Origin of the sequence: Devosia sp., assembly GCF_017307495.1 — a bacterium.
GTDB lineage: Bacteria > Pseudomonadota > Alphaproteobacteria > Rhizobiales > Devosiaceae > Devosia_A.
The window spans coordinates 157,205-182,710 of record NZ_JAFKHE010000012.1; the positions used below are offsets into that span (position 1 = coordinate 157,205).

18 protein-coding genes are annotated in these 25,506 nt (G+C 65.6%); 10 read left to right on the forward strand and 8 right to left on the reverse strand.

The window, feature by feature from the left end; genetic code table 11:
• Nucleotides 1-50: 50 nt before the first annotated feature.
• From J0I99_RS01335 to J0I99_RS01345, 3 genes are all read right to left on the reverse strand, one after another.
• Complete coding sequence (locus J0I99_RS01335; RefSeq protein ID WP_291395337.1) at nucleotides 51-3,374, reverse strand: beta-ketoacyl-ACP synthase 3; 3,324 nt, start codon at nucleotides 3,372-3,374, stop codon at nucleotides 51-53.
• Nucleotides 3,375-3,477: 103 nt separating this feature from the next.
• Nucleotides 3,478-4,665 carry a M23 family metallopeptidase gene (locus tag J0I99_RS01340; protein WP_291395339.1) on the reverse strand — a complete coding sequence of 396 codons (1,188 nt, stop codon included), beginning with the start codon at nucleotides 4,663-4,665 and terminating at the stop codon, nucleotides 3,478-3,480.
• An 86-nt stretch (nucleotides 4,666-4,751) separates the two neighbouring features.
• Nucleotides 4,752-5,246: a peroxiredoxin gene (locus J0I99_RS01345; RefSeq protein WP_291392022.1), complete on the reverse strand. Its 495-nt coding sequence runs from the start codon at nucleotides 5,244-5,246 to the stop codon at nucleotides 4,752-4,754.
• A 223-nt stretch (nucleotides 5,247-5,469) separates the two neighbouring features.
• Here J0I99_RS01345 and J0I99_RS01350 point away from each other — a divergent pair, with 223 nt between their 5' ends.
• Nucleotides 5,470-8,859 (forward strand): AsmA-like C-terminal region-containing protein, encoded by a 3,390-nt coding sequence (locus J0I99_RS01350; protein ID WP_291395341.1) that lies wholly within the window; start codon nucleotides 5,470-5,472, stop codon nucleotides 8,857-8,859.
• A 71-nt stretch (nucleotides 8,860-8,930) separates the two neighbouring features.
• Nucleotides 8,931-9,380, forward strand: coding sequence for a universal stress protein (locus tag J0I99_RS01355; RefSeq protein WP_291392025.1), 450 nt, complete (start codon nucleotides 8,931-8,933; stop codon nucleotides 9,378-9,380).
• A gap of 145 nt (nucleotides 9,381-9,525) precedes the next feature.
• Here the strand turns inward: J0I99_RS01355 and tyrS are convergent, their stop codons facing one another.
• Nucleotides 9,526-10,782 carry a tyrosine--tRNA ligase gene (tyrS, locus tag J0I99_RS01360; RefSeq protein ID WP_291395343.1) on the reverse strand — a complete coding sequence of 419 codons (1,257 nt, stop codon included), beginning with the start codon at nucleotides 10,780-10,782 and terminating at the stop codon, nucleotides 9,526-9,528.
• Between the two features lie 164 nt (nucleotides 10,783-10,946).
• A complete protein-coding gene (locus J0I99_RS01365) occupies nucleotides 10,947-11,609 on the reverse strand; it encodes an alpha/beta hydrolase (RefSeq protein WP_291392030.1) in 663 nt (220 codons plus the stop codon).
• 297 nt (nucleotides 11,610-11,906) lie between these two features.
• Between J0I99_RS01365 and J0I99_RS01370 the strand changes: the two genes are divergently transcribed.
• The 8 genes from J0I99_RS01370 to aroA all read left to right on the forward strand — a co-directional run bounded on the left by J0I99_RS01370 (nucleotide 11,907) and on the right by aroA (nucleotide 20,385).
• Nucleotides 11,907-13,061: an aminotransferase class V-fold PLP-dependent enzyme gene (locus J0I99_RS01370; protein ID WP_291395345.1), complete on the forward strand. Its 1,155-nt coding sequence runs from the start codon at nucleotides 11,907-11,909 to the stop codon at nucleotides 13,059-13,061.
• Between the two features lie 10 nt (nucleotides 13,062-13,071).
• Complete coding sequence (gene sufB / locus J0I99_RS01375) at nucleotides 13,072-14,571, forward strand: Fe-S cluster assembly protein SufB (RefSeq protein WP_291392034.1); 1,500 nt, start codon at nucleotides 13,072-13,074, stop codon at nucleotides 14,569-14,571.
• A 73-nt stretch (nucleotides 14,572-14,644) separates the two neighbouring features.
• Nucleotides 14,645-15,397, forward strand: coding sequence for a Fe-S cluster assembly ATPase SufC (sufC, locus tag J0I99_RS01380; protein WP_291395790.1), 753 nt, complete (start codon nucleotides 14,645-14,647; stop codon nucleotides 15,395-15,397).
• Complete coding sequence (sufD, locus tag J0I99_RS01385) at nucleotides 15,394-16,602, forward strand: Fe-S cluster assembly protein SufD (protein ID WP_291395347.1); 1,209 nt, start codon at nucleotides 15,394-15,396, stop codon at nucleotides 16,600-16,602. The genes sufC and sufD overlap by 4 nt, the downstream gene beginning before the upstream one ends.
• 164 nt (nucleotides 16,603-16,766) lie before the next feature.
• Nucleotides 16,767-17,987, forward strand: coding sequence for a cysteine desulfurase (locus J0I99_RS01390; protein WP_291395349.1), 1,221 nt, complete (start codon nucleotides 16,767-16,769; stop codon nucleotides 17,985-17,987).
• A gap of 33 nt (nucleotides 17,988-18,020) precedes the next feature.
• Nucleotides 18,021-18,437: an SUF system Fe-S cluster assembly protein gene (locus J0I99_RS01395; RefSeq protein WP_291395351.1), complete on the forward strand. Its 417-nt coding sequence runs from the start codon at nucleotides 18,021-18,023 to the stop codon at nucleotides 18,435-18,437.
• A 52-nt stretch (nucleotides 18,438-18,489) separates the two neighbouring features.
• Nucleotides 18,490-18,870 (forward strand): iron-sulfur cluster assembly accessory protein, encoded by a 381-nt coding sequence (locus J0I99_RS01400; RefSeq protein WP_291390219.1) that lies wholly within the window; start codon nucleotides 18,490-18,492, stop codon nucleotides 18,868-18,870.
• A gap of 240 nt (nucleotides 18,871-19,110) precedes the next feature.
• On the forward strand, nucleotides 19,111-20,385 hold the full coding sequence (gene aroA, locus J0I99_RS01405) for a 3-phosphoshikimate 1-carboxyvinyltransferase (protein WP_291395353.1): 1,275 nt from the start codon (nucleotides 19,111-19,113) through the stop codon (nucleotides 20,383-20,385).
• Here aroA and J0I99_RS01410 read toward each other — a convergent pair.
• The 3 genes from J0I99_RS01410 to parE all read right to left on the reverse strand — a co-directional run bounded on the left by J0I99_RS01410 (nucleotide 20,382) and on the right by parE (nucleotide 25,246).
• Complete coding sequence (locus tag J0I99_RS01410; protein ID WP_291395355.1) at nucleotides 20,382-21,443, reverse strand: GGDEF domain-containing protein; 1,062 nt, start codon at nucleotides 21,441-21,443, stop codon at nucleotides 20,382-20,384. The two genes, aroA and J0I99_RS01410, sit on opposite strands and share 4 nt — an antisense overlap.
• Nucleotides 21,444-21,579: 136 nt before the next feature.
• Nucleotides 21,580-22,941, reverse strand: coding sequence for a DEAD/DEAH box helicase (locus tag J0I99_RS01415; protein WP_291395357.1), 1,362 nt, complete (start codon nucleotides 22,939-22,941; stop codon nucleotides 21,580-21,582).
• Nucleotides 22,942-23,212: 271 nt separating this feature from the next.
• Nucleotides 23,213-25,246, reverse strand: a complete 2,034-nt coding sequence (gene parE, locus J0I99_RS01420) for a DNA topoisomerase IV subunit B (protein ID WP_291395359.1) — start codon at nucleotides 25,244-25,246, stop codon at nucleotides 23,213-23,215.
• Nucleotides 25,247-25,506: the final 260 nt, after the last annotated feature.

Sequence of the window (25,506 nt, forward strand, 5' to 3'; positions counted from 1 at the left end):
TGCAGGCATGATGCATTTGGACTATCCGTTCCACGATCAGGAACACGACCTCAGCGCGGCGACCCCACCGTTGCAATCGCAGCCGCATAGGTAATGCCCCCGCCAAAGGCGACGAGACCCAGCCGGTCGCCCGGCCTGGTGGTCGGCAACGCATCCATCAGCGCGAGCGGGATAGTCGACGAACTGGTATTGCCGAAGGTCCGGATGATGGAGTGGGCGGGCCGGCCCGAGCGGCGGGCGATGGCGTCGATGATCCGCTGATTGGCCTGATGCGGCACCATCAGGTCGATGTCGTCCATGGTGATGCCCTCGGCGGTGCAGGCGGACGTGAGCGTTGAGGTCATGGCGCGCACCGCGTCGGCAAATACCTCGCGCCCGTTCATCCTGATGTAGCCCTCGCCGGCGCGCGGGACGCTCAGCAGTTCGCCCGACTCGGGCGAGCCAGCAATGGTCGGCTGGGCGAAGGTGAAGAGCGCCGGCTGCTCATGGTCGGGTCCCTGGACCAACGACGCCGTCGCCGCGTCGGCGAACAGCACGGCCGTGTTGAAGTCGTTCTGGTCGAGTAGCGGCGAGAGCACTTCCGACGTGACGATCAGTACGCGGGCCGACGGATTGTTGGTGACGAAGTCACGGGCCTGGGCCAGGGCATAGAGGTAGCCCGAGCAGGCCGCATTGATGTCGTAGGCGGGCAGGTTGGCTCGGCCGGCCCGGCTGACCGAGTCGGCGACGCGGCAGGCGAGCGACGGCGTGATGACATCCGGCGTCCCGGTGGTGGCGATCACCAGATCGATCTGGTCGATGCCGAGTTGCTGCTCCTCGAGCAGCTTCTCCGTCGCGGCCGTGGCGAGCGAGAACACGGTCTCGCCGGGCTGCACCCAGCGGCGGCTCTCGATGCCCGTCAGCTTGACGATGTCGCCCGCATCACGCGTCTGCCAGTTGCCGCGCAGATCGGCGTTGTTGACCTTGCGCCCGCCGGCGACCCCGGCGATGCCTGCGACGCCAACCGCGACCGGCGCGCGTCCGACTGTCGCGGGCGCGGCGAGCGTGGTCGCGCGGCGCTTGAGGATGGCGCGGTCGATCCGCTCGGCGGTGGCGGTCGCCTGGCGCGGCGCGGCGCCGGCATCTGCCTCGACGAACATCAGGGGCGCGCCCACGGCGATCTTGTCCTTGAGCGCCACCGGGATCGACAGAACCTTGCCCGACACTGTCGCCTGCACGTCCACTGCCGCCTTGGTGGCTTCGACGACAGCGACGAGGTCGCCGGTCTTGATGACGTCGCCCGGATTCACCAGCAGCTCGACGACCTCGACCTCGTCGTCTGCCGGGCCGGAGCCGATGGCGGCAATGGCAGCCGGGCCGCTCTCGGCCCTTGGCGCTTCCCACTCGAGATCGAACTCGAGCAGAGCCGCGGCTGCCTCCATGATCCGGCGATAGGACGGCAGCGCCTCGATCTGGCGCTCGAACTGGAACGGCACGTGGATGTCGTCGCGCGTGACGCGCCTGGCGGCGACCGGGATGCCGGCCCGCTCCATCACCGTCGCCATCACCTCGGCGCCGAAGCCGGCGGTGTGATTGTCTTCGTGCACGACGAGCAGCCGCTTGGTGCGGCGGACCGAGCGGAGCACTGCGTCCTCGTCCCAGGGCGAGATGGAGCGCAGGTCGATCAGGTCGGTTTCCGCTCCCGCGCCCGACAGCGTTTCCGCTGCCAGCGACGACTGCGCCATCGGGTTGCCCCAGGTGACCAGCGTCAGGTCGTTGCCCTGCCGCGCGATCCGGGCCCGGCCCGGAGCGACGAAGTGGCGATCGATGTCCTCGGACGTGCGGCGATCGGAGAGGTTCAGCGCGCTCTTGGGATAGAGAAAGACCGTCGGACGCTTGCTCTGGAACGCGGCGTTGAGCAGGCCGGCCGCGTCGCCGGCGCTGGAGGGCATGACCACGTCGATGCCGGGCACATGTGCCAGGACGGATTCGAGTGTCTGCGCGTGGAACGGACCCAGCCCAGCCTTGTAGCCACCGCAACTGACCATCAGGATCACCGGCGCCTGCCAGGCGCCGTCGGTCCGCCAGTACATCGAGCCCAGCTCGGAGATGATCTGGTTGAAGGCGAGGGGCAGGAAGTCGGCGAACTGCAGGAACGCGACCGGCCGCTGGCCGGCGAGCGCGCGTCCCACGGAGGTGCCGACGATGGTCGATTCCGACAGCGGCGCGTTGCGCACGCGACCGGGAAAGGCGGTGGACAGGCCCTTGGTAACCCCGAACACGTCGCCCTTGGGATCCTCGATGTCCTGGCCCAGCAGCTGGACATCGCGACTGGCGGCAAGCTGCTCGCGCAGGACGCGGTTCAGCGCCTCGCGCATGGTAAGCGCCGGCGCCTGCGCGTCGCCGCGATACTCCCTGGCCTGGGCGAAGCTGGCCGGGTAGGGGGCCTTGGCCACGCCGGCGGTCCGGGGTGGGGGCTCGGCCCGCGCTCTGGCCGCGGCGGCAGCAACTTCGGCGATGAGGCCGGTTTCGAGCTGGGCCAGGGCAGCGTCGCCCATCTGCGACTCGCGCAGCGATTGCCGGATCGCCTCGAGCGGATCGCGACTCCTGCCGGCCTTGATGTCCTCGGCGGTGCGATACAGCGCCTGGTCGTCGGCATTGGTGTGGTCGGACAGCCGCTCCAGTTCCATCAGGACGATGGAGGGGCCGCGCGTCGCCCGCGTATGCGTGACGGCCGCTTCGAACACGGCGCGGGTCGAACCGAGGTCGACGCCGTCGACGCGCCGGATCGGCAGCCGGAGATAGCTGTCCGCCGGACCTGTCGGCAGGTCGAAGAAGGTCTGTCCGGGCGTCCTGGTCGAGATGGCCCAGTTGTTGTTCTGGATCACGAACACGACCGGCGCGTCGGTTCGCACCGCTTCGCTCACCGCCTCGAGAAACTCGCCCTGCTGGGTGGTGCCGTCGCCGACGCAGCAGATGACCACCGGCGCATCGGGATGCGCCTTCACCGCCTGGGCGTTGCCCACGGCGTGCAGCGCATTGTTGCCCACCGGCCCGACCATCGAGGCGACCTTGAGGCCGCGCGCCGAGTAATGCGCGCTCATCTGCCGCCCGGCCGAATGCGAATTGCCCGTGGCGAGCAGGCTCGAGAAGAATTCGAGCACCGGCATGCCGCGCGCGACCAGGAGTGCCTTGTCGCGATAGTGCAGATGCAGCCAGTCCTCGGGGCCCAGATAGTCGGCGATCAGTGCCGTCGACTCGTGTCCGGCGCCGGAAACATGAAAATGGGCGAGACCCTGCTTGACCAGGTCCTGCTCGACGCGGTCGATCTCTCGGGCGACAAACATCGCCCGGTGGAGCCGCAGCATCGTCGGAATGTCCGAGGTCATCAGCATTGTGGTGGGACCCTAGACCCGGCTGGGGCGAAAAACCAGAACATCAGGCCGTGTTTGCGCGGCTGCATGGCTGATTTGCCCGCGACGTTGCCCCCTTGCATCCTCAGGCACCGAGGAACCGCGCGAGTCGCTTGCCGACCGCGAGATACTTCCCCGGGTCGACGGCCACGTCCCTGAGCCGGACCTCGAAATGCAGGTGCGGTCCGGTCGAACGGCCGGTCGAGCCCACTCGGGCGATCGGGGTGCCGGTGGCGACGATCTGCCCTTCGGTGACGAGAAAGGCGCTCAGGTGCCCGTAGCGGGTGACGAGGCCCGTGCCGTGCGCGATCTCGACGAGGTTGCCGTAGCCCGACTTCATGCCCACGAACGTCACCTTGCCGTAGCCGGCGCTGAGCACCGTGGTCCCCTTCGGGGCGGGGAAATCGATGCCGGCGTGGAAGGCACGGCCGCCGGTGAAGGGGTCCTTGCGATTGCCATAGGTGGAGCTGACGCGGGTCAGCGCGCCCATCGGCTTGTGCACCGGAGCAAGGTCGATGGCGGTGCGCGCCGCCTTGAAGCGGGCCAGGGCCAGGTAGGCCGCATTGGCGTCATCGACGATCCCGGTCGAATCGAGACCATCGGTGGTTGGCGGCAACAGCGGCCCCCCGACGCCCAAGTCGGAATCGTCAGGCATGCTGGGCCTGATGCCGATGCCCTTGAGGGCGTCGAGTATGGTGGTGGTCGACTCGGTGGCGGACCCGGATAGCGCCGCAAGGGCCATGCGGCTGTCGTCCATCATCTGCACCATCGACGAGCTGACCGCCGCCAGGTCCTCGGACGTTGCGCTGGCCGGCGCGACGGTCGCTATCGGAGCGGTGGGCGCCTCGTCGTCATCGGCGGCCGCGCTGGTCGTCGTCGAGGTGTCGATGCCCATCTCGGCGGCCTTCTGGGCCAGCTGCTTGACCAGCTGATGCTGCTCCAGCAGCACTTCCTGCTGCTGGGTCAACTCCTGCAACTGAAGGTTGATGTCACCGGCCTGGGCAAACTGCCGGGAGTGCAGGCGATCCACCTCGACCCGCAGTTGCGCGATGCGGTCCTCATAGGCCGCGACGACCTGGTCGTTCTGGCCAGAGAGCAGCGCTGAGATATCGGGCGCCATCAGGAACCCGACCAGAGTCAGGACGTTGGTGGCCAGCAGACCGGCGAAAAGCGAGTAGAACAGGGCAGGTCGGATGCCGCCGACGCTGCGCGCTGGCGCCTTCTTCGGAGCGGCGCCGAACACCTTGTGAACACCAGCCGAATGGGTACGCACGACTGCGACTCCGGACGCAACTTGATTGCATCCGATGATGGTCCGTTAAGGTTAACAAACGCGAAAAGCTCGGCAGCGCGGGGCTCTCAGCGTGACAGGCCGGCGCGGCGCGCGACCAGTTCGCGGGTCGCTTCGAGCACCTTTGCGGCGTGGCCCTTGATGCGGGTGGCGGGGAAGACGCCGGCGACATTGCCGTCGGGGCCGACGAGCACGGTCACGCGCTTGACCCCCATGAACTCGACGCCGAACATCTTCTTGAGTTGCCAGACGCCGTAGGCCTCGATGGCCTTGCGCTCCGGATCGGCGGCCAGCGTGACGCCGAGGTTGAATTTGTCGCGGAAGGAGCAGTGCTTCTCGACGCTGTCGGGCGAGATGCCGACGACGACCGCGCCGAGCCGCCTGAATTCGGGCATCTGGTCGGTGAACTCGATGTTCTCGAGCGTGCAACCCTCGGTGTCGTCCTGGGGATAGAAGTAGAGCACGACGGGGTGGCCACGATGGTCCGAAAGACGGAACTGCTGGGACGCGTCGGTGGTCAGCTGGAAGTCGGGAGCTGGGGCCCCCACGGTTACAAGCGTCATGTGATGGTCGCGCCCAAGCTGGAGGCACGCCGGATAGCGGCGCTGCCAAGGGGTGTTAGTGCCATATTGCAGCCGGTATCATGAGGCAGTGAACGCCTGCTCGATTTGATTCTACGATAGGGCGACAAAGCGGGCAGCCTCAAGTCGGAAAGCAGTGAAACCTACTCCAGCCCCTGGCTCTCTCCGCAAGCGCTCGGCATGGCGCATACTGGGTAGGATCGCGGTGGCGGCGGTTGCCGCACCTGTCCTGCTGCTCATCGCCCTGTACGCCGTGCTGCTGATCACGCCGATCCCGCTGCCCTTCGTGAGCGCGCAGGTGCGCAACGCCGTGCTCTCGTCCATGCCCGAGGGCAGCCAGCTTGAGCTCGGCGACATGGCGCTGGCGCTGGAGGGCTTCGTCTGGCCGGTGATCCAGTTCAAGCCCGTGACCTACACCGACGTGAAGACCGGAGGCACGGTCAGCATGGAGGCGCTGGAGGTCGGGTTCTCGCCCATCCGCATGCTGGTCGGACAGCCGGGCGCGACGGTCACGGTGGTGGGCCCGCACCTGCAGGTGAACCAGGACCTGTTCGGGCCACGTCTCGCCAAGTTCGAGTATATCGACGAGCCGAACGGCGAACGCACCGTGCGCGTCATCGAGGGGCAGGATGCCTTCCCGCAGGTGAACCTGTCGGCGGGCGGTGTCGACGTGAAGGGGGACGTGCCGGACGCCAGCCTCGGCATCCGGTCCGACAACGATTGGCTCGTCTACAATCTCGAAGCCGCCGCAAAGGGCATCGCCGGCATCGTGCAGCAGGCCAAGCTTGGCAACTTCTCGCGCCTCGTGGTGCGCAACGGCGCGCTCGACATGAACGACGCCCTGTATGGCGTGCTGCGCTACTTCACCAATATCACCCTCGACATCGCGCCCAGCCCGGACGCCAAGACCGCCTCCGGGCAGTTCTCGGCCGAGATCGGTGGCTCGGTGATGAATGGCATCCTCGAGTGGGTCGAGCAGCCGGATGGCGGCGCCCGGATGAAAGCCTCGATCACCAATCTCGACCCGGGCGCATTCGCGCCCTTCGTGGGCGAGCAGGAACAGGCGATCGCCATCGTGGGAACCGCCTCGGTGTCCATCGATGTCGGTTTCACGCCGGACAGCAAGACCACCGATGGGCTGTTCCACATCGACCTGACCGGCATGGATATCCGCGTAAACGACCAGTACTTTCCGATCGCGACGTCGATCGCCGCGGTGACGTGGGATCCGGCCATCGGCCAGTTCAACATGGCGGAGACCCAGGTCAGCGTCGCAGGCAGTACCGGCTATGTCAGCGGTGTATTCAAGCTCGGCCTCGATCCGCTCTACGGTCCGACGGTGGGCATGAAGGTGTCGGCGCGCGATGTCTCGATCCACGACGAACTCGGCGCACCGGCGGAGCCGTTTAGCGAAGTCAATTTCCAAGGCTGGTCCGCGCCGCTCTATGGTGCAACCGGCATCGACCAGTTCGAGGCGAAGAAGGCCGACGGCAGCGTGCTGGTCTCGACCGGCCGCATCGACATGGTACGCCGCGGCACCGGCTTCGAGCTGAACGTCGCCGGCGACGGCCTGTCGGCCGACGACATCAAACGGCTATGGCCCGCGTTCCTCGCCAAGGAGTCGCGGGACTGGTTCGTCAAGAACGTCATCGGCGGGCGCATCAAGAAGTCGACGATGCGGTACGCCTTCCCGGTCGGCTCGCTGGGCCAGCCCGGGGAGAACAAGCCGCTGCCCAAGAATGCCATTTCGATCGAGATCACCGGCGTCGGCGTTCAGATCAAGGCGCTCGACACGATGGACCCGATCACCATCGAAGGCGAGATGAAACTGAGCCTGCGCGACAGCGACGTCACGATCTCGGGCGACGGCGCGACGATTCCGACGCCGAAGGGCAACATCTCGATTGCCAATGCCGGATTCATCATCGGGTCGAACAGCGACACGGAAGCGGTGTACGAGATCTCGGGCGATCTCTCCGGGGGCATCCCGGCCCTTATCGCATGGGCGCGCCAGAACCAGCCCGATGCGCTGAAGCAGGCGGCCCTCCCGTTCAATCCCGATGTGCTTTCGGGGCAGGTCTCGCTCGGGCTGGTGGCGACCATCGTTACCGACAAGGCGACGAACAAGCCCAAGAGCATGGACTATGTCGTCAATGGCACGCTGCAGGATCTCGGGACGACAAGTCCGATCGATGGCCATAGCCTCGGCAAGGGCGAACTCACGTTCCGGGTGACGCAGGCCGGGTTCAATATCGGTGGCTCGGCGGAACTGGACGGCGTAGCCGCCGATGTCGCGGCGAGGGGGACGATGGACCCCAAGAAGCCGGACGTCGTCGTGACCGCCAAGATCGACTCGGGCGCCTTCAAGAAGTTCGGCGTCGACACCTCGGCTTTTCTCGACGGGCCGCTGACCCTTGCCGTCAAGCCAATGGCCGACGGCAGCGCGCAACTGGTTGCGGACCTGGGACAGGCCAGCCTCAACATCAAGGACCTGGGCATCAGCAAGGCCGCGGGCGTGCCCGGAAGTGCCAAGGCGCAGATCAAGCTGACCGGCGACGTGGTCGACGTCAGTGCGCTGGATGTCGGTTTCGGCGACGTCAAGCTGGAGGGCAGCCTCGGTTTCGATGTCAAGCAAGGGCTGCAGTCCGCGGAGTTCACCAACTTCGCACTGAGCCCGGGCGACCAGGCGCAGATCACCCTGACGCCCATCCGCAACGGGTACCAGGTGCGCCTGCGCGGCGACCAGCTCGATCTCAAGCCAATGCTGCAGCGCTTCTTCAGCCTCTCGGGCGACTCGACCGGCGGGCCGCAGGCGACAGCCATCGACCAGACCATCGCCGTCGATCTCGAGCTCAAGCGCGCGCTCGGCTTCTACAAGACCACCGCGTTCAACGTGAACCTCGACCTCGTGCTGCGCGGCACCGACCTGCAGAAGGTGAACCTGCAGGCCAACCTCGGCGGCGACAGGAGCGTGTCGGTCACCACCAATCCGACGCCGGACGGCAAGGTCATGTCCGTGGCCTTCAACGACCTCGGCACGCTGCTCAGACTGATGAACGTCTATCCCAACATGGAGGGCGGGCAGGGAAGTCTCGTGGTCGAGACGATCACGGACCAGAAGATCGACCAGGGCACGTTCAACCTGCACAACTTCGCCTTCGTCAACGAGAGCAACGTCGCGCAGATTCTCGGCAACCACAGCGAGTCGCGCGCCATGATCGCCCGCTCGAACAAGCTCGAGTTCAAGAGCGCAGAGGCCGACTTCATCCGGCGCAAGGACCGGGTCGAGATCACTGATGCGGTCCTGGCGGGAGCCACCGTGGGTGGCACCGCACGCGGCTTCATCTACACCGACAAGCGAAGGTTCGACCTGTCGGGCACGTACGTGCCGATGTTCGGGCTCAACAATGCCTTCGTGAAGCTGCTCGGGCCGCTGGCCGGTCGCGAGGGCGAGGGGCTCTATGGGGTCACCTTCGCGGTCAAGGGGCCGCTCGACAATCCCGAATTCAAGATCAACCCGATGTCGGCGCTGGTCCCAGGTGCGTTCCGGCGCATGTTCGAGTACCGTGCCAAGGAAATCCCGCGCGTCGAGTAGGCTTGATCTCGATCAAGCGCGCCGCTGCGGTGGCGGGTAGGACGTTCACATCTGGTGCAGAGGTATTCGAAATGTATTCCCATATTCTCGTGGCCGTGGATGGCTCCGACCTGGCGGGCCGCGCCCTTGACCATGCCTTGCAGCTGGCGAAGGCGCTCGGCTCGCAGGTCACCGTCGTCACGGTGACCGAGCCGGCGGCGCTGGTTGGCGGCGGCTACGGCGCCGTGGCGGGCACCGCCTACGATCCGATTCCGGAACTGATCGAGGCCCAGGAGCAGGGCGCCAAGGCATTGCTCGCGAAGGCTGTCGAAACTGCGAAGGCCGCGGGCATCGATGCCAAGACCGCCTATGTCAGCGACAGCTTCCCGGCCGAAGGAATCATCTCGACGGCCAACGACATCAAGGCCGACCTGATCGTGATGGGCTCGCACGGTCGCCGAGGTTTCGGTCGCCTGCTGCTCGGCAGCCAGACCAACAACGTGCTCGCGCACACCACCATCCCGGTGTTGGTGACCCGCTGACGGCATGAATTAGTCCATACCGCGTGATAGGCTGATCTCCACGGAGGTCAGCCGAGCCCTCCCGGGTCATTGTCGTGCGCGTGTTCCACGGCGGCCAGGATCGGGAGCGAATCCTGAAGGGCGCCAAACACAGTGAAGCCGGTTCCTAGACCGGCTTCAGCAGCGCGTGTTTCTTCTTGCCGACCGACAGCTTGATCACGCCCTCGGGCAGGAGCGCGCTCGTGCCGAGCGAGGTGCGCTCGTCCGTCACCGCCTCGTCGTTGACGCGCACCGCGCCCGACTGGACATGACGGCGTGCCTCGCCATTCGAGCCGGCTAGCCCAACCGTAACCAGCGCATTCAGCAGGCCCAGGCCGGCGGCAAGGTCGCCCCGGGAGACCTCGGTGGTCGGCAGCGACAGGTCGATTGCTCCAACCTCGAACGTTGCCGCGGCGGTCGCGGCGGATTTCTCGGCCGCGTCGCGGCCGTGGACGATGGCGGTGACCTCGGTGGCGAGGATCTTCTTGGCTTCGTTGAGTTCCGATCCGCCGAGTGCCTCGAGCTTTGCGATCTCCTCGAGGGGCAGGCGGGTGAAGATCTTCAGCCACTTGCCGACATCGGCGTCCTCGGTATTCCGGAAGTACTGCCAGAAATCATACGGGCTGAAGAGGTCGCCGTTGAGCCAGACGGCACCCGAGGCCGACTTGCCCATCTTTTCGCCCGACGACTTGGTGAGCAGCGGCGTCGTCAGGGCGTAGAGCTGCGGGCCACCCATCTTGTGGCTGAGTTCGACGCCGTTGATGATGTTGCCCCACTGGTCGGAGCCGCCCATCTGCAACACCGCACCATACTGCTTGTTGAGCACGGTGAAGTCGTAGCCCTGCATGATCATGTAGTTGAATTCGAGGAAGGTCAGCGACTGCTCGCGCTCGAGCCGCATCTTCACGCTGTCGAAGCTCAGCATGCGGTTGACCGAGAAATAGCGGCCGATCTCGCGCAGGAACTCGACGTAGTTGAGCTTCAGCAGCCAGTCGGCATTGTTGACCATGACCGCATCCGTCGGGCCATCGCCGTAGCGCAGGATGCGGCTGTAGACCTTCTTGATGCTCTCGATATTGCTGTTGATCTTTTCGACCGTGAGCACCTGGCGTTCCGCCTCGCGGCCGGTCGGGTCGCCGACCATGGAGGTGCCGCCGCCCATCAGGCTGATCGGCCGGTGTCCAGTCTCCTGCAGCCAGTAGAGCAGCGTGACCGTGATCAGGTTGCCGATATGGATCGAGGTCGCCGTGGCGTCATAGCCGACATAGCCCGTGATCGTCTCCTTGGCGGCGAGGGCGTCCAGCCCTTCCGGATCGGAAATCTGGTGGATGAAGCCACGCTGATCGAGGACGTTCAGGAAATCTGACTTGTACTTGGCTGCCATGGCTGTTGCCCGGTTTCTCAGGGTGGTCCCGGCTTTCACCGGGTCATCCCCGCGAAAGCGGGGATCTCTGTTTGCTGTGGTTGTTCCGGAAAACGGAGGTTCCCGCTTTCGCGGGAATGACCCCGTGGGTGTGGGGAGTCGAGCAAGGCGCCCCTTGCAGCCCGCTAGCGCCCCTTGCCCGCCGCGATTTCCGCGCGGCGCCGGTCAAGATAATCGGCGCAACGCTCGGTCAGCTCGTCGATCTTGCCCTCGTAGAAGTGATTGGCACCATCGACGATCTGCTGTTCGATGGTGATGCCCTTCTGCGTCTTGAGCTTGTCCACCAGCTTCTGCACCGACTGCGGCGGCGCCACGCGGTCCTTTTCGCCATGGATGATCAGCCCGGAGGAGGGGCAGGGGGCGAGGAAGGAGAAGTCGTAGAGGTTTTCCGGCGGGGAGACCGAGATGAAGCCCTCGACCTCGGGGCGGCGCATGAGCAGCTGCATGCCGATCCAGGCGCCGAACGAGAAGCCGGCGATCCAGCAGCCACGCGACTCACGGTTGAGGCTTTGCAGCCAGTCGAGCGCCGCGGCCGCATCGGAGAGTTCGCCGATACCGTGATCGAACAGGCCCTGCGAGCGGCCGACGCCGCGCGAGTTGAAGCGCAGCACCGAGAAGCCCCGGTTCGCGAACATGTAGAACAGGTTGTAGACGATCTGGTTGTTCATCGTGCCGCCGAACTGCGGATGCGGATGCAGCACGATGGCGATCGGGGCGTTGGGGTCCTTGCCCTGCTGGTAACGCCCCTCGAGGCGCCCCTCAGGTCCGTTGAAGATGACTTCTGGCATAGATCGTTTCCTTGGCCCCGCCGGTCTTATGCGCTGTGCTCATGGCTGAGCGCCGCAGCCGGTCTCTCGGCTTGACGAATGGTGCGCCGCTGCCTAAACATGGGCCGAAAACTCCAGTTTCGAACAATTCTAAACTGGGTTTTCGAAGGCGGCAGTTGGTGTTCCAACCGCTTCCGGTTGCTGGTGAGCGCTCCTTGTAGAGAAAGTGAGCGCCCGATTTCAAGAATTGTTTCGGGCTCCAGCGAACGCCTCGGTGTCGCGGCTGCCCTTCTAGCGGACGAGCGAGTTCCCGGGTTCATGGCGCGACAGGCGATCTACCTCGATCACAATGCGTCGGCACCGCTGCTGCCGGAGGCGCGGGCTGCCGTTGTCGCGGCCCTCGACCTGGTTGGCAATCCCTCGTCCGTGCATGCCGAGGGCCGGGCCCTGCGTGCAGTCATCGACAAGGCGCGCGCCCAGGTTGCGCGGCTCGCCGGTGCCGAGCGTGACCAGGTCGTATTCACGTCCACTGCCACCGAAGCGATCACACAGGCGATCGTCGGCGGCGCCAGGGCGTTCAGCGTCGATGCCATCGTGGTGTCCGCTGGTGAGCATGCGGCGGTGCTGAAGGCTGCCGAGGCGACGGGTCTGCCGGTGAAGAAGGTTGGCCTCGACAGCGACGGCTATATCAAGGTCGAGGAGATCGCCGCAGCCATCGCGGCCGCCGATCTCGTCGGCATGCGCCTGCTCGTGGCGGTGCACCTGGTCAACAACGAGACCGGCATTGTCCAGCCTGTCGATCGCATCGAGGTGCTGGTGGGGCCGAGCCCACACTACCTGTTTGTCGACGCGGCCCAGGCCTTCGGTAAGTTCGGACTGGAATTCGCCTCGCGCGCACCCGATATGATGGCGATCAGCGGCCACAAGATCGGCGGTCCGGCCGGTGCAGCTGCCCTGCTGGTCAAGGGCCATGCCGACCAGGTGCGGTTGATCCCCGGCGGCGGCCAGGAAAGCGGGCGTCGCGGCGGCACCGAGAATGCAGCGGCGATCGCCGGCTTCGGTGCGGCCTGCGAGGTATTCGCGGAGCGCTTCTACCACGCAAACGTGAGCGAACTGGTGCGCGTGGCGGAAGATGGCATGCGACTGATCGCGCCCGATCTCGTTGTATTTGGCGAGACGGGTGGGCGCATCGGCAATACTTCGAACTTCGCCGTGCCGGGCCTCGGGAATGCCGTGGCGATGATGGGGCTGGACCTCGCCGGGATCGCGGTCTCGTCCGGCTCGGCCTGCTCGTCGGGCAAGGTCGGCCCCAGCCATGTGCTCGAGGCCATGGGCGTGCCGGCCGAACTCGGCGAATGTGCAATGCGAGTGAGCTTCGGCTGGTCCTCCTCGATCGAGGACGTCGAGGCTTATCTCAAGGGTTTCAGCGAAGTCGTGGGGCGTCATCGCGCCCGCCACGGCGTCGCAGCATAGGAAGAAGACGATGGCCCGTTACGATATCCCCACCTTGAAGGAAGAGATCGAGGACGACACCGTCGAGAAGGTGCTCGCGCTCGATGTCGAGAACTACAAGTACGGATTCGAGACCAAGCTCGAGGTCGAACGCGCGCCCAAGGGGCTGAGCGAAGAGGTCATCCGCTTCATCTCGATGAAGAAGGAAGAGCCCGAGTGGATGCTCGAGTGGCGCCTCGACGCCTACAAGCGCTGGCTCACCATGGATGAGCCGACCTGGGCCAAGGTGCACTACCCCAAGATCGACTTCCAGGACATGTACTACTACGCGGCGCCGAAGAGCTCGAACCGGCCGAAGTCGCTGGACGAGGTCGATCCGGCCCTGCTCGAGATGTACGAGAAGCTGGGCGTGCCGCTGAAGGAGCGCGAGCTGCTGGCCGGGGTCGAACAGCCCAGGGTGGCCGTGGATGCGGTGATCGACTCGGTCTCGGTCGCGACCACGTTCCGCGCCGAGCTGAACAAGATGGGCATCATCTTCTGCTCGATCAGCGAGGCCATCCGCGAGTACCCGGACCTCGTGAAGCAGTACCTCGGCTCGGTCGTGCCGGTCAGCGACAACTACTACGCGACGCTGAACTCTGCGGTCTTCACCGACGGCTCGTTCTGCTACATCCCCAAGGGCGTGCGCTGCCCGATGGAGCTTTCGACCTACTTCCGCATCAACGAGGCCAAGACCGGCCAGTTCGAGCGCACGCTGCTGATCGCCGACGAGGGCGCCTACGTGAGCTATCTCGAAGGCTGCACGGCGCCGGCGCGCAACGAGCACCAGCTGCATGCGGCGGTGGTCGAGCTGGTGGCCATGAAGGACGCCGAGATCAAGTACTCGACGGTCCAGAACTGGTTCCCGGGCGACAAGGACGGCAAGGGCGGGGTCTATAACTTCGTCACCAAGCGCGGCGACTGCCGCGGCGACAACTCCAAGATCAGCTGGACGCAGGTGGAAACCGGTTCGGCCATCACCTGGAAGTACCCGAGCTGCATCCTGCGCGGCGACAATTCGTCGGGCGAGTTCTACTCGATCGCCATTTCGAACGGCTACCAGCAGGTCGACAGCGGCACCAAGATGCTGCACCTGGGCAAGAACACCACGAGCCGGATCATTTCCAAGGGCATCGCGGCGGGGTTCTCGGACAACACCTATCGCGGCCAGGTCTCGGCCCACGCCAAGGCCAAGGGCGCCCGCAACTTCACGCAGTGCGACAGCCTGCTGATCGGCGACAAGTGCGGCGCGCACACCGTGCCCTACATCGAGAGCCGCAACGCATCGGCCGTGTTCGAGCACGAGGCGACGACGTCCAAGATTTCCGACGACCAGATGTTCTATTGCATGCAGCGCGGGCTCTCTGAGGAGGAAGCGGTGGCGCTGATCGTCAACGGCTTTGTCCGCGATGTACTGCAGCACCTGCCGATGGAGTTCATGGTCGAGACGCAGAAGCTGATCTCGATCTCGCTCGAAGGCAGCGTCGGCTAGCCCCGGTTTCAAATCTCGCGAGGCGCCCCTGGCGACTCCGGATCACGTTTTGGAGAAGATAATGACCACCCCAATGCTCGAAATCCGCAACCTGCATGTCCGCATCGAGGAGCGTGAGATCCTCAGGGGCGTGAACCTGATCGTGCCCAAGGGTGAAGTGCACGCCATCATGGGCCGGAACGGTTCGGGCAAATCGACGCTGAGCTATGTGCTCGCCGGAAAGGAAGACTACGAGGTCACCGAGGGCGAAGTGCTGCTCGACGGCGTGAACATCCTCGAGATGGAGCCGTCGGACCGCGCCGTGGCCGGGCTGTTCCTCGCCTTCCAGTACCCGATCGAAATCCCGGGCGTCGCCACCATGACCTTCCTCAAGGCGGCGCTCAATGCGCAGCGCAAGGCGCGCGGCGAGAGCGAAATCTCGACGCCCGACTTCATGAAGGCGGTCAGGGATGCCGGCAAGGCGCTGCATATCGACGCCGACATGCTGAAGCGTGCCCTCAATGTCGGTTTCTCCGGCGGCGAGAAGAAGCGCGCCGAGATCCTGCAGATGGCGCTGCTGAAGCCCAAGATGTGCATTCTGGACGAGACCGACTCCGGCCTCGACATCGACGCGCTCAAGGTCGTGTCCGACGGCGTGAACGCCCTGCGCGGGCCGGATCGCTCCATGCTTGTCATCACGCACTACCAGCGTCTGCTCAACCACATCGTGCCGGATGTCGTGCATGTCTTCTCCGACGGCCGTGTCGTCGAGTCGGGGGGCAAGGACCTGGCGCTCGAACTCGAGGGCAAGGGCTATGCGGGCTTCGACGAGGAGAAGGCGGCGTGAGCGTCCACGTACCGGTTCGTCTCGGCCCCGCCGAGAGCAAGCTGATCGAACAGCTGACGGCGGCTGGTGCAGTCGCCGAGGCCGAGCGTCTCACCGGCTCCGGCCTGCCGACACGCCGTGTCGAGGCTTATCATTACACCGACCTGAAGCAGTTGCTCCGCGCCGTGCCGGAACTCGCTGGCGCAGCCGAGGCGGCCAGTGCCCCGGCGCTCCGCGTCGCCGGTGCGCATCAGTTGATGATCGCCAACGGCATCGTGCAGGAGTCCGGCACGGCCCCCGCTGGTGTCATCGTCGGCAAGACGACGGGCGGCGTGTTGTCGACGCGTGACGACATCGTTACCCGTTTGAACAATGCCCTTGTCGGGGAAGCGCTGACCCTCGAGCTGGACGGCTCGGTCGATCCGGTGATCCAGATCGACCGCCGCACCGAGGGTGGGGCCGGACATTCCACCAGTGCCGCCAAGATCTATGTCGGCGACGGCAGCAGCGCGGTGATCCTCGATACCTATTCGGGCAGCGACGAGGCGCACCTCGGCAATCACGCTACCTACCTGGCGCTGGGCAAGAACGCCAAGGTGACGCACATCACCGTCAACCTTGCCGGCTCGAAGGCCACGCACTTCGCCTCCAACGAGTACCACCTCGCCGAGGGCGCGCAGTTGCGGACGCTGATCATCAATGCCGGCGCCGCGCTGAGCCGCACGCAGCTCTTCCCGAAGTACGAGGGCGCGGGCGCCCATGCCGACGTGACCGGGCTCAACCTCGTGTCGGACGGCCAGCACGCCGACATCACCATGGACGCGCTGCACGCCGTGCCGCATACGTCCTCCAAGCCGCTGTTCAAGTCGATCGCCCGCGGTCGTTCCAGGGCCGTGGTGCAGGGTCGGCTGGTCGTGGCGCGTGACGCGCAGAAGACCGACGCCAAGCTGATGAGCCAGGGGCTGATGCTGTCGGACGAGGCGGAAATCCTCGCCAAACCCGAGCTCGAGATCTACGCCGACGATGTGGTCTGCGGCCACGGCGCGACGAGCGGGCAGCTGGACGAGGACCACATGTTCTACCTGTTGAGCCGCGGCATACCCAAGGCCGAGGCGGAGACCATGCTGGTGCGGGCGTTCCTCGCCGAGCTGATCGATCCGATCGAGGACCAGGCGCTCAACGAGGCGCTGACGGACGTGGTCGACGGGTGGCTGGCGCGGGGCTGATCCGCAAGAAAGGCCCCCTCACCCGGAGCACTGCGTGCTCCGACCTCTCCCCCAAGGGAGAGGTGGTGGTGGGGCGATATGGTGCCTCAGTCACCTCTCCCTTGGGGGAGAGGTCGCCGCGAAGCGGCGGGTGAGGGGGCCTTCGCAGCCCCATTGGATAGTAGATGACCTTCGACCTCGCCAAAGTCCGTGCCGATTTCCCGATCCTCGAGGAGAAGATCCACGGGCATCGGCTGGTCTATCTCGACTCGGGCGCATCGGCGCAGAAGCCGAATGCGGTGCTGGACAAGATGGACTGGGCGCATCGGCACGCCTACGCCAACGTACATCGCGGCCTGCACACGCTCGCCAACCGGGCGACCGAGGCCTACGAGGATGGGCGAAAGGCCGTGCAGCGCTTCATCAATGCCGGCCGGACCGAGGAGATCATCTTCACGCGCTCGGCCACCGAGGCGATCAACCTCGTGGCGTCGTCGTTCCTCGGGCCGCGGATCGGGGAGGGCGACGAGATCGTGCTCTCGATCATGGAGCACCACTCCAACATCGTGCCGTGGCACTTCCACCGCGAGCGCAAGGGTGCGGTGCTGAAGTGGGTCGACGTCGCCGATGACGGGAGCTTTTCGCTCGACAGGTTCGAGCAGGCGCTGTCGCCGAAGACCAGGATGGTCGCCATCACGCACATGTCGAACGTGCTGGGCACGGTGACGCCGATCAAGCAGATCATCGAGATCGCGCATGCGCGCGGCATTCCGGTGCTCGTCGACGGCAGCCAGGGCGCGGTGCACCGCAAGGTCGACGTGCAGGATCTCGGCGCGGATTTCTACGTCTTCACCGGCCACAAGCTCTACGGCCCGACCGGCATCGGCGTGCTCTACGGCAAGTACGAACTGCTCGCCGACATGCAGCCGTTCAACGGTGGCGGCGAGATGATCGATACCGTGACGATGGACGCCATCACCTACAACGAACCGCCGCACCGCTTCGAGGCGGGCACGCCGCCGATCGTCCAGGCGATCGGGCTCGGCGCGGCGATCGATTATGTGGAGAGTATCGGACACGGCGCTGCCGAGACGCACGAAGCGGAACTGACCGCTTACGCGTTGGAGCGGCTGGGCCGCATCAACTCGCTGCGCCTGATCGGCACCGCGCCGGGCAAGGGCGGTATCTTCTCGTTCGAGCTCAAGGGCGCCCATGCCCATGACGTCTCGACCATCCTCGACCGCTACGGCATCGCCGTGCGCGCCGGGACGCACTGCGCCATGCCGCTGCTGAAGCGGTTCGGAGTCACCTCTACCTGCCGCGCTTCCTTCGGCCTATATACCGGCAGGGATGATATCGATGCGCTGGTCGAGGGCATTGAGAAGGCGCGAAGCTTCTTCGCGTAGGGGCGCGAAGCCGTTTCGCCTTAAGGATTTGAGATGATGGACGAAGCAAACGACCTGCCTGCCGAAGCCGAGGCGCCCGAGGCCGCTGCGGGCGATGTGCTGCGCATCACGCCGAACGTGTCCGGCGCGCTGCCTCCCGACGAGGTCGAGCGGATTACCAAGGACCTGATCGGCGCCCTGAAGACGGTCTATGACCCGGAAATCCCGGTCGACATCTATGAGCTCGGGCTCATCTACAAGGTCGACCTGGACGATGACCGGAACCTTGCGATCGACATGACGCTCACCGCGCCGGGCTGCCCGGTGGCAGGCGAGATGCCGGGCTGGGTCGAGAACGCGGCCATGTCGGTCGAGGGCATCCAGAATGTCACTGTCAACATGGTGTATGATCCACCGTGGGATGCGTCGCGCATGAGCGAAGAAGCCCAGGTCGCGCTCAACTGGTGGTAATCCCGAGCGAAGCGGTCTATATATCGTCTTGTTACGATGAAGGTCTGTAGCGATGGCCCTGAAGATCATGAGCCTCACCGATGCCGCTGCCGAGCGCATCAACGAGATCATCGAGGATAGCGACAAGCCGGTCGTGGGCGTGCGCGTCGGCATCAAGAACGCCGGCTGTGCAGGGCAGGCCTACACGCTCGACTACGTGGCCGAGCCGGTCGCCGGCGACGACCATGTCGAGGACAAGGGCGTGCACGTCTTCGTCGAGCCCAAGGCGACGCTGTTCCTGCTCGGCACGGTGATGGATTTCGAGGAGGACATCCTGAAATCCGGCTTCACCTTCAAGAACCCCAACCAGACCGGCGAATGCGGCTGCGGCGAAAGCGTGCAGCTCAAGCCAGCCGACCTGAAGGCCCTGGCCGAGGCGCGCGCGCACGCCTGAGCTTTCCGCAGGTTCGAAGGGCCCAGAGTTCCCGCTTTCGCGGGAATGACCGGTGAGCCCGGCGGCCCGGCGTGTGGCGATTGGATCCGCAAGTGTTGCATCCTCGGCGCGAACTCCGCTAAACCCGTCGGGCTTGCTTCAACCTCACCCCGGCGACAGGACCGGGCCAATCGACAGATCGATGTGTCCGGCGCTGCCGGAGTGAGAGCGGCTTCGACCGCTGATTGACGGAGTCTCCAAGTGACCGCCGCTCTCCACGCAAAGCTCGAGGCTTTGACGATAGTCCCGCCCGACCATCCGCTCGTCGGTCGCGTGACTCCGCCGGGATCGAAATCGATCACAAATCGCGCGCTCCTGCTGGCTGCCCTCGCGAAGGGGACGAGCCACCTCACCGGCGCGCTCAAGAGCCGCGACACCCAGTTGATGGCGCGGGCGCTCGAGCAGATGGGGATCACCGTCGAGGAGCCCGACGCGACCAGCTTCGTCGTCACCAGCGACGGCACGTTCAAGGCACCGACGGAAGCGCTGATGCTCGGTAATGCCGGCACGGCGACCCGCTTTCTCACCGCTGCCGTGTCGCTGGTGAGGGGCAGGGTGGTCATCGACGGCGACGAGGCGATGCGCAAGCGCCCGATCGAGCCGCTGCTCGTCGCCCTCCGCTCGCTCGGTATCGATGCGGCGAGCGAGACGGGCTGTCCACCCGTGGTGATCAACGGGACCGGTACCTTTGGTTCGGGGCGGGTCGAGATCGATGGCGGGTTGTCCAGCCAGTACGTATCGGCCCTGCTCATGGCTGCTCCGTTCGGCCAAGGCCCGATCGAGGTGGCGTTGACCGGCAAGGACCTCGATGCGCGCGGCTATGTGAACCTGACGCTGGCCGCGATGCGGGCCTTCGGCGCCGACGTGACGCAGGTTGACGAGATGACCTGGCGCGTGCAGCCGACCGGCTACCGCGCCACCGATTTCCACATCGAGCCCGACGCCTCGGCCGCTACCTATCTCTGGGCGGCGGAAGCCCTGACCGGCGGCAGGATCGACCTGGGCGTGCCGATGGACGCATTCACCCAGCCCGATGCCGAGGCGGCAAAGCTGATCCGGATGTTCCCGCGCATGCCCGCCGTTATCGATGGCTCGCAGATGCAGGACGCAGTGCCGACTCTGGCCGTGCTCGCCGCCTTCAACGAGACCCCCGTTCGTTTCGTCGGGATCGCCAACCTGCGGGTGAAGGAGTGCGACCGTATCTCGGCGCTGTCGACCGAGCTCAACCGCATCCGTCCCGGGCTGGCGCGCGAGGAGGGGGACGATCTGGTCGTCAACTCCGACCCTGCGCTCGCCGGGCAGGTGCTGCCGACCAGCATCGAGACCTACGAGGACCACCGCATCGCCATGAGCTTTGCGCTCGCCGCGCTGAGGATTGGCGGCATCTCGATCCTCGACCCCGCATGCGTCGGCAAGACCTATCCCGGCTACTGGGACGCCTTGCGCTCGCTGGGGGTGGAGACGATCGACAGCTAGGCGGCACCCACCGCCGCGAGGTCGTCCCGCGCGAGTTCGTTTTCGCTGACCACCTTGTTCCGCCCACCGTGCTTGGCGGCGTAAAGGCAGCGGTCGGCCCGCTCGATCAGGCTCGATTGAGTATCGGACGGTCGGAAGCACGCGACGCCGAACGAGGCGGTAACGCGGCCCAGCTTCTCGTTGGTCGAACGCTTCAACAATTCCTTGGCGTGGATGGCCTTGCGGATGTTGTCGGCGACGATCACCGCCCCCTCAAGGTCCGTGTCCGGCAGCACCGCCGCGAACTCCTCGCCGCCGTAGCGGGCCGCGATGTCCTTGCCCTTGATGTTTGACTTGAGCGTCATCGCGACGAGGCGCAGCACCTGGTCACCGGTCTGGTGCCCCCAGGTGTCGTTGAAGCGCTTGAAATGATCAATGTCGACAAGCAGCAGGCAGAGGTGCTGCCCGGTTTCGCGCGAGCGCCCCACGGCGTGGGCTAGCCCTTCGTCAAAGGCCTTGCGGTTGTGTATCTTGGTCAGCGGGTCGAGCAGCGCCTCGCGGCGGACGTCGTCGAGGTCGCGCTGCAGGGCTTCGATGTCGTCGCGTGACGCCTGGAGGCTCATTTCGAGGCGGTGGTTGGCATCCTGCATGCGGCGGGTCTCGGCGAGCAGGGCGCTGGCCAGGGTCCGCAGTTCCGCCGCGTCGTGCTCATCCTGGCCCAGGTCGCCGCTGGCGACCTGCAGCGACGCCGAATAGGCGGAGGCAGTGGTCATCGCTGAATCGATGGCGTCGTGAACGGCGACGATCCGCTTCGACATGCGCTCCGACACGCCCGACATGCGGGCATTGGTGTCCTGCGCCTTCAGGAACTCATTGTAGAGCCGCTCGGCGATGTCGGAGGTGACATGGCCTTCGCGAAAGATCTCGTTGACACGATTGTTGAGCGCCGGGTTCACACCTGTCGCATAGGTATAGAGCAGCTCGTAGAACTGCGGGTAGGGCGGGATAAGGGCGCGCTTGAGCAGTTCAAGTGCCGACGACGCGTAGCCAAGCGCCCGCCTGAATTCCTGTTCTGACACGGCTCCCCCAAGGCTCCGACCCTCGTCGGTAGATCGGAAAGCATTTTCCGACCTTCAGACTTAATGAGCGGTAAAAGCGGAGGCCGTTGCCAGCAATTCTACGCAGATGTGATCGGTTTTTCTGTTGATCCCGTCGTCATCGACGAAGAAGGAAGGCGGGAACTGGCCCGTCGGTGCCGAATGGCGAATCGGCGACTATGCCTTCGATCGGTTGGTCTGCAGAACTACGGGCCGGCGCCTCGGCTTCACCGGAGCGCCGGCTGCCGCGGCGCGGGCGCTCGTTGCGCGCAGTGCGCTCGTGGCGCTCACGCCTCGGTGCGGGCTCTGCCCGGGCCTCGCCGTTCGGCGTGCCGGTCGGTTCCGCGCTCCCGGCCAGACGCGCCTCGGGAATGTCCTTGGCGATCAGCTTGGTGATCGCATCCACGTATTTGCCGTCCGACGGCGCCACCAGCGTCACGGCGACGCCGGAGCGGCCCGCGCGGCCAGTGCGGCCGATGCGGTGCACGTAGTCTTCAGCATGCGTCGGCACGTCGAAGTTGAATACGTGGCTCACCGCGGGAATGTCGAGGCCGCGTGCCGCAACATCGCTGGCCACGAGCAGCTGGAGCTTGTCGGTCTTGAACGCGTCGAGCGTTTCCATGCGGCTCTTCTGGTCCATGTCGCCGTGCAGCCCGGCGGCGGAGAAGCCATGCTTCTCGAGCGAGCGGGCGAGGGTGGCGACATCACGCTTGCGGTTGCAGAAGATGATCGCGTTCTTGAGGTTCTCTTCACCACGGATCAGGCGGCGCAGGGCGTCGCGCTTTTCCTCGGGCTTGCCCGAGACGCGTACAAGCCGCTGCTCGATCGTGTCGGCGGTCGAATTCTGGCGCGCCACTTCGATCTTGATCGGATCGCGCAGGAAGCGCGCCGTGAGGCGCTGAATCTCGGGCGGCATGGTGGCCGAAAAGAACAGGGTCTGGCGGCGCGTGGGCAGCAGCCCGCAGATGCGCTCGATATCGGGGATGAAGCCCATGTCGAGCATGCGGTCGGCCTCGTCAATGACGAGGATGTCGACGCCGGTGAGCAGGATGCGGCCGCGCTCGAACTGGTCGAGCATGCGACCGGGTGTTGCGATCAGCACGTCCGCGCCACGATCGAGCACCTTGTTCTGGTCCTCGAACGACACACCGCCGATCAGCAGCGCGACGTTGAGCCTGTGGTTCTTGCCGTACTTCTCGAAGTTCTCGTGCACCTGGGCAGCGAGTTCGCGCGTCGGCTCGAGGATAAGGGTGCGGGGCATGCGGGCCCGGGCCCTTCCGCTCTCGAGAAGGGTCAGCATGGGAAGGACGAAGGAGGCCGTCTTGCCCGTTCCCGTCTGGGCGATGCCGATAATGTCCCGCTTTTCAAGGACATGCGGGATTGCCTGGGCCTGGATATCGGTAGGCTTGGTGTAGCCGGATGCGGCAACCGCATCGATTACCTTGGCGCTAAGGCCGAGCCCGGAGAAGTCATTTGCCAAATCAGTGGTCCGCTCAAGTCGGTAGGGCAGGTCGACGAGCAGTTACTTGAGGAACAGCGGGTCGACATCTCGTCGCGGGGCGCAGCCGTTCCAGCCTCGGCTGCACTCACGGCAACCCATCCGGACTCCGCCCTTCCGGAAGTGCGCGCGACGCGCCCGGAACATAGTGGAAACCCTTTGCGAGTCAACGAGATTCGCGGCGCCTTGCTTAACCGAGTGATGAACTCGGGTGGACTGCGTTTCGCAGCACGCAGTGAGCCGGAAGTATTCGCTAGATATCCAGGTCCGTGACGAACGCGGCGTTTTCCTGGATGAACTCGAAGCGGGCCTCCGGCCGGTTGCCCATCAGGCGCTCGACGGTCGACCTGGTGGCGTCCTGGTCGTCCTTGACGCGTACCTGCAGCAGTGTGCGGGTCCTCTTGTCCATGGTCGTTTCGCGCAGGTGCACATAGGGCATCTCGCCCAGCCCTTTGAAGCGCGTGATGTCCGGCTTCTTGCCCTTGAACTCGCTGGCAATGATCGCATCGCGATGCGCGTCGTTCATCGCATAGGCGACCTTGGGACCATGGCTGATGCGGTAGAGTGGCGGCATGGCGAGGTAGAGGTGCCCGCCGTCGATGAGCTGAGGCATCTCCTGGAAGAAGAACGTCATCAGCAGGGACGCGATATGCGCCCCGTCGACGTCGGCGTCGGTCATCAGGATGATCTTGTCGTACCGGAGGTCGTCGTCGCGGTAGCGCTCGCGCGTCCCGCAGCCGAGCGCCTGGATCAGGTCGGCGATCGCCTGGCTGGCCTGGACCTTGTCGCGGCTGAGGCCGGCGACATTGAGGATCTTGCCGCGCAGCGGCAGCACCGCCTGGCTGGCGCGGTCGCGCGCCGATTTGGCGCTGCCGCCGGCCGAGTCGCCTTCGACGATGAACAGTTCCGCGCCCTGCGCCGCGGACTGAGTGCAGTCGGCGAGCTTGCCCGGCAGCCGGAGCTTTCGGGTCGCCGACTGGCGGTCGACCTCCTTCTCCTTCTTGCGGCGCAGACGCTCCTCGGACCGCTCGATGGCCCAGTCGAGGAGCTTTGAGGCCTGGTTCGGCGAGGCCGCGAGCCAGTGGTCGAACGCGTCCGACAGGGCCTTGTCGACGATACGCGTGGCCTCGGGCGAACTCAGCTTGTCCTTGGTCTGGCCGACGAACTCGGGCTCGCGCACGAATACCGAGAGCATCGCCGAGCACTGTACCAGCACGTCTTCCGCGGTGAGTTGCGCCGCACGCTTGTTGCCCGACAGCTCGGCGTAGTTTCTCAGTCCGCGCAGCAGCGCGACACGCAGGCCCTGCTCGTGAGTACCGCCGTCACCCGTCGGCACCGTGTTACAGTACGAGTTGACGAAGCCATCGCCGAGGCACCAGGCGATTGCCCATTCGACGGCGCCGTGGCTGCCCGGTTTGCCGACGATGCCCGAGAAGATGTCCTCGGTGATGCGCGGCTCGCCTTCGATGCGGCTGGCAAGGAAGTCGCGCAGGCCGCCGGGGAAGTGGAACGTCGCCTTGGCCGGCATGTCGTCCTTGGCGAGGCTCTCGTCGCAACTCCAGCGAATCTCGACGCCCCCGAAGAGGTAGGCCTTCGACCGCGTCATCCTGAACAGGCGCGCCGCGGAGAACTCGGCCTTGTCGCCAAAGATCTGCGGATCCGGGTGGAAGCGCGTAGCGGTGCCGCGGCGGTTCTGCACGCGGCCCACGGTCTCCATGCCGCCCTGCGGCTTGCCGCGCGAGAAGCGCTGCCGATAGAGCACCTGGTCGCGTGCCACCTCGACCACAAGGTCATCCGACAGCGCGTTGACGACTGACACGCCAACGCCGTGGAGACCACCAGAGGTTTCGTAGGCCTTGCCGTCGAACTTGCCGCCGGCATGCAGCGTCGTCATCACGATCTCGAGCGTCGAGCGGCCGGGGAATTTCGGGTGGTTCTCCACCGGGATGCCACGGCCGTTGTCGGTGATCGTCAGGTAGCCGTCGGCGCCGAAATGCACCTCGATCCGGCTGGCATGTCCGGCAATGGCCTCGTCCATCGAGTTGTCGATGACTTCGGCGAACAGGTGATGCAGGGCGTTGGCATCGGTGCCGCCGATATACATGCCCGGGCGGCGGCGCACCGGCTCCAGGCCCTCGAGGACCTCGATGTCGGCGGCCGAGTACGACGTGGCGTTCGACACGTTGGGCGCGACCGGCGGCGCAGCCGGGGCAGGGGCCGGGGCAACCGGCCTTGCCACGCGGGGCGCCTCGTCATCAGGGCCGAACAGGTCTTCGATCGCCGCCATGAAATCTCCGTCCCGGGCGCGAATCGGCGCCCGTCAAAGCTCTAGCATATCTGCCGGGTTGGGTGGGTTAAGCGCGGACGTAAGGGGCGGGGCGACGCCTGTCAACCAGCTGTGAACGGCATGTGAACGCACGGTTCCGCGAGCGTTCAACCGCGCGGCGATAGCCGGGACGGGAGATTGCGGAGCGCCGGGCCGGGGCCAGTAGGCAGTGTCCGGGCCGGGCGATCGGCAATCTCACCATCCTGCCGCTTCTAACCTGT